This is a genomic window from Streptomyces alkaliphilus (assembly GCF_014141535.1).
GTDB lineage: Bacteria > Actinomycetota > Actinomycetes > Streptomycetales > Streptomycetaceae > Streptomyces > Streptomyces alkaliphilus.
Genome location: NZ_VKHT01000558.1, coordinates 1 through 3,476, shown reverse-complemented (window position 1 = coordinate 3,476; position 3,476 = coordinate 1). Strand labels below are relative to the sequence as shown.

At 71.7% G+C, this 3,476-nt stretch carries 3 protein-coding genes; 1 reads left to right on the top strand and 2 read right to left on the bottom strand.

What is annotated here, in order from left to right:
- Positions 1 to 1,574, bottom strand: a 1,574-nt coding sequence (locus FNQ90_RS16630) for an MDR family MFS transporter (protein ID WP_182607104.1), incomplete at its 3' end; no start/stop codon positions are given.
- A gap of 116 nt (positions 1,575 to 1,690) precedes the next feature.
- Between FNQ90_RS16630 and FNQ90_RS16625 the strand changes: the two genes are divergently transcribed.
- The gene (locus FNQ90_RS16625; RefSeq protein ID WP_182607103.1) at positions 1,691 to 2,356 is read left to right on the top strand and encodes a TetR/AcrR family transcriptional regulator; all 666 of its coding nucleotides are present in this window, start codon (positions 1,691 to 1,693) and stop codon (positions 2,354 to 2,356) included.
- Positions 2,357 to 2,500: 144 nt separating this feature from the next.
- Here the strand turns inward: FNQ90_RS16625 and FNQ90_RS16620 are convergent.
- The coding region (locus tag FNQ90_RS16620; protein WP_182607102.1) for a PP2C family protein-serine/threonine phosphatase at positions 2,501 to 3,476 on the bottom strand (976 nt) is incomplete at its 5' end.

Sequence of the window (3,476 nt, the reverse complement as noted above, 5' to 3'; positions counted from 1 at the left end):
GGCACGACGGGGGCACCGGTGGCGGTGTCGGGGGCCGGGCCCCTGGCTGCGGGGGTCCCGCCACCGCGCAGCGGCACCTCACGGATGAACCAGGAGAGCGCGAAGGCGATGATCGACAGGATCGCGGCGACCAGGAAGACCATGTGGGTACCGGCGGAGACGGCCTCCTCGTAGGCCCGACGGGCGGCCTCGGGAAGGGCTTCCAGGGAGGCGGCGTCGAGCTGGGCCCCGGTCTCGGAGATCTCGATCGTGGCGCCACCGGCGGCGTCGCCGAGTACGCCGGTGACCCGGGCGGTGAAGAAGGCGCCGAGGATCGCGACACCGAAGGAACCGCCGAGGGTGCGGGAGAGGGTCGCCGTGGAGGAGGCCACCCCCATGTGGGGGATGTCCACGCTGTTCTGCGCGAGCAGCAGGGTCAGCTGCATGAGGAAGCCCATGCCGGCGCCGAGGATTGCCATGAAGACGCCGGAGACCGGTGTGGTGGTGTCGGCGTCCATGGTGGAGAGCAGGAAGAGCCCGGTGGTGACGAGGCCGGCACCGATGATCGGGAAGGCCCGGTAGCGGCCGGTGCGGGTGATGGTGCGGCCCACCAGTATGGAGACCACCATCATCGACAGCAGCATCGGCAGCAGGAGCAGGCCGGAGTCGGTCGCCGAGGCGCCCTGGACGCTCTGCTGGTACAGCGGCAGGAAGACCATGGAGCCGAACATCACGAAACCGAGCAGGAAGCCGATCGCGGTGATCAGGGAGAAGTTGACGTTGTGGAAGAGCCACAGCGGCAGCAGCGGTTCGGAGACGCGGCGCTCGACGAGGACGAACACGACCATCGTCACCACCCCGAGCGCGCCGAGGCCGATGATCATCGGAGAGGTCCAGGCGTACTCGCCGCCGCCCCAGGTGGTGAGGAGGACCAGGGAGGTGATACCGGTGACCAGCAGGGCGGCTCCGGGCCAGTCGATGCGCGCCCGGGAGCGGCGGCGCGGCAGGTGCAGCACGAGCCCGATCATGATCAGCGCGACGGCGCCGAGGGGGAGGTTGATGTAGAAGGCCCAGCGCCAGCCGAGGTGGTCGGTGAGGGCGCCGCCGAGCAGCGGGCCGCCGATCATGGCGACGGCCATGACGCTCGCGAACAGGCCCTGGTAGCGACCGCGCTCGCGCGGGGGTATCAGCTCGCCGATGATCGCCATGGTGCCGACCAGCAGTCCGCCGGCGCCCAGGCCCTGCAGGGCACGGAAGCCGATCAGCTGGCCCATGGTCTGGGCGAGGCCGGAGGCGGCGGAGCCGACCAGGAAGATGCCGATGGAGGTCAGGTGGATGCCCTTGCGGCCGTAGAGGTCGCCGAGCTTGCCCCAGATGGGGGTGGAGGCGGCGGTGGCCAGGGTGTAGGCGGTCACGACCCAGGAGAGGTGGGCGAGGCCGCCCAACTCACCGACGATGGTCGGCATCGCCGTGGCGATGATCATGTTGTCGAGCATCGCGAGCAGGACACCGATCATCAGCGCGAACAGCACGACGCGCACGCCACGCGGCCGCTTGCCGGACGGGACCGTTTCGGGTTCGGTGATCTGGCTCATGCTCTCCCCGGATGGTCGGCCACCCCACTTACTTGCCGACCGGCTAGTTCGTTACACTGGGGAAGATACGCCTGCAACTAGCCGGGCGTCAAGTAAGCGATGGGGAGTGGCCGGACATGACGGATACGGGGAGCACGCGGGTGCGCCGGGGCGACACCCGGCAGCGCATCCGGGACGTGGCCCTGCGATTGTTCGCCGCCCACGGATACGAGAAGACCTCGCTGCGCGAGATCGCCGAGGAGATCGGGGTCACCAAGGCCGCGCTCTACTACCACTTCAAGACCAAGGAGGACATCCTCGTCGCGATCCACGACGACTTCACCGGGCCGATCGACGAGCTGATCGCCTGGGGGCGGGAACAGCCCCGGACGGTGGAAACGGCCCGGGAGATCCTGCGCCGTTACAGCCTGGCCCTGGAGGACGCCTCCGACCTCTTCCGTTTCATGCAGGAGAACGCGGCGGTCATCCGTGACCTGAGCCTGCACGAGCGCTTCAAGGAGCGCTCCCGGGTGATCGCCCGGTTGATCAGCCCGCCCGGGGCGCCGCTGGAGGAGCGGGTGCGCGCCGTCGCCGCGCTCTACACGATGCACGCCGGGGTGTTCGCCATCGCCCAGCACCTCGACGAGGAGGTCGGCTCCGAGGAGCGGCGGCTGGCGGTGCTGCGGGTCGCGGAGGAGATGGTGGTGCGGGCCGCCGAGAAGTGCGGACGGGAGGCCGCCCGCACGGACGGGCCGGACACCGGTGGATCCGGGAGCGGCGGGCGGGGTCCGGCACCCGGCTGAGCGGGATCGATGCGGCCCGGCCGGCCGTCATCCACGGAAGGACGCGACCCACCGGACGGGCCGTTCGGGGGGCTCCCCGGCCGGCCTCGGGGCACCGGGCCGCCGGCCCCGGGCTCCCTTCGGGCAACCCCGGGCGGACGGTCCTCATCGATCCCGGTCCACCGCCCCGAAGTCCTCCACGCCGGCCGGAGCCGGTCGGGGCGGGACCCGCAGGGCCAACAGCGCGGTGTCGTCGCCGGCCCAGTCCCCGCTGTGCTCGGCGATGACCTCGCCGAGTCGGCGAACGGTGCCCTCCGCGTCCAGCCCCTCGCAACCGGCCAGGGCGGCGGCCAGGGCCTCCTCGCCGAACAACGGCCGGGCGTCGGAATCGCCGGTGCGGCGGGCCCGGGCCTCGGTGGCCCCGTCGGTGTAGAGCAGCAGTGTGTCACCGGGGGCCAACCGGAAACGCACATCGGTGAGGCGCACCTCGGAGAGGACCCCCAGCAGGCTGCCGTGCCGACCGACCTCCCGCACCCGCCCGTCGGCACGACGGATCAGGGCCGGGGGATGTCCCGCCGTGCACAGTCGTCCCGCGACCCCGCCCGCGGTGGTACGGAAGGTGGCCTGGACGGCGGTCAGGAAGCGTTCGCCCCCGCGTTGCGCGAGGAGCGCGTCGTTCAGTCGGTCGAAGACCACGGCGGGTGAGAGGGCCCGGGTGGCCTCGGCCCGCAGGGTGTAGCGGGCCAGCGCGGTGACCTTGGCGGCCTCGGTTCCCTTGCCGCACACGTCCCCCATGACCGCTGACCACCAGGGCCCCCGGGCGTGGAAGAGGTCGTAGAAGTCACCGACCACGGTGGTACCGCCCGCCGCCGGCAGGTACGAGGCGGCGGTTTCCAGGCCGGGAACCTGTTGCACCACCGGGGGCAGCAGGCTGTCCTGGAGGCTTCGGGCCAACGTCTCGGAGGTCTCCAGGGCCTCGCGGGCACCGAGGAGGGCCTCCCGCGTGACGGCGAGGGCCGTCCGCAGGTTGATCTCGTTGCCCGCCGCCCGGGCCATGGCCGCCAGGGTGGTCAACTCGGCCGGGCTCCAGGCGTGGGGGCGGTCGTCGATCACGCACATGCTCCCCATCACCTCCCCGCCC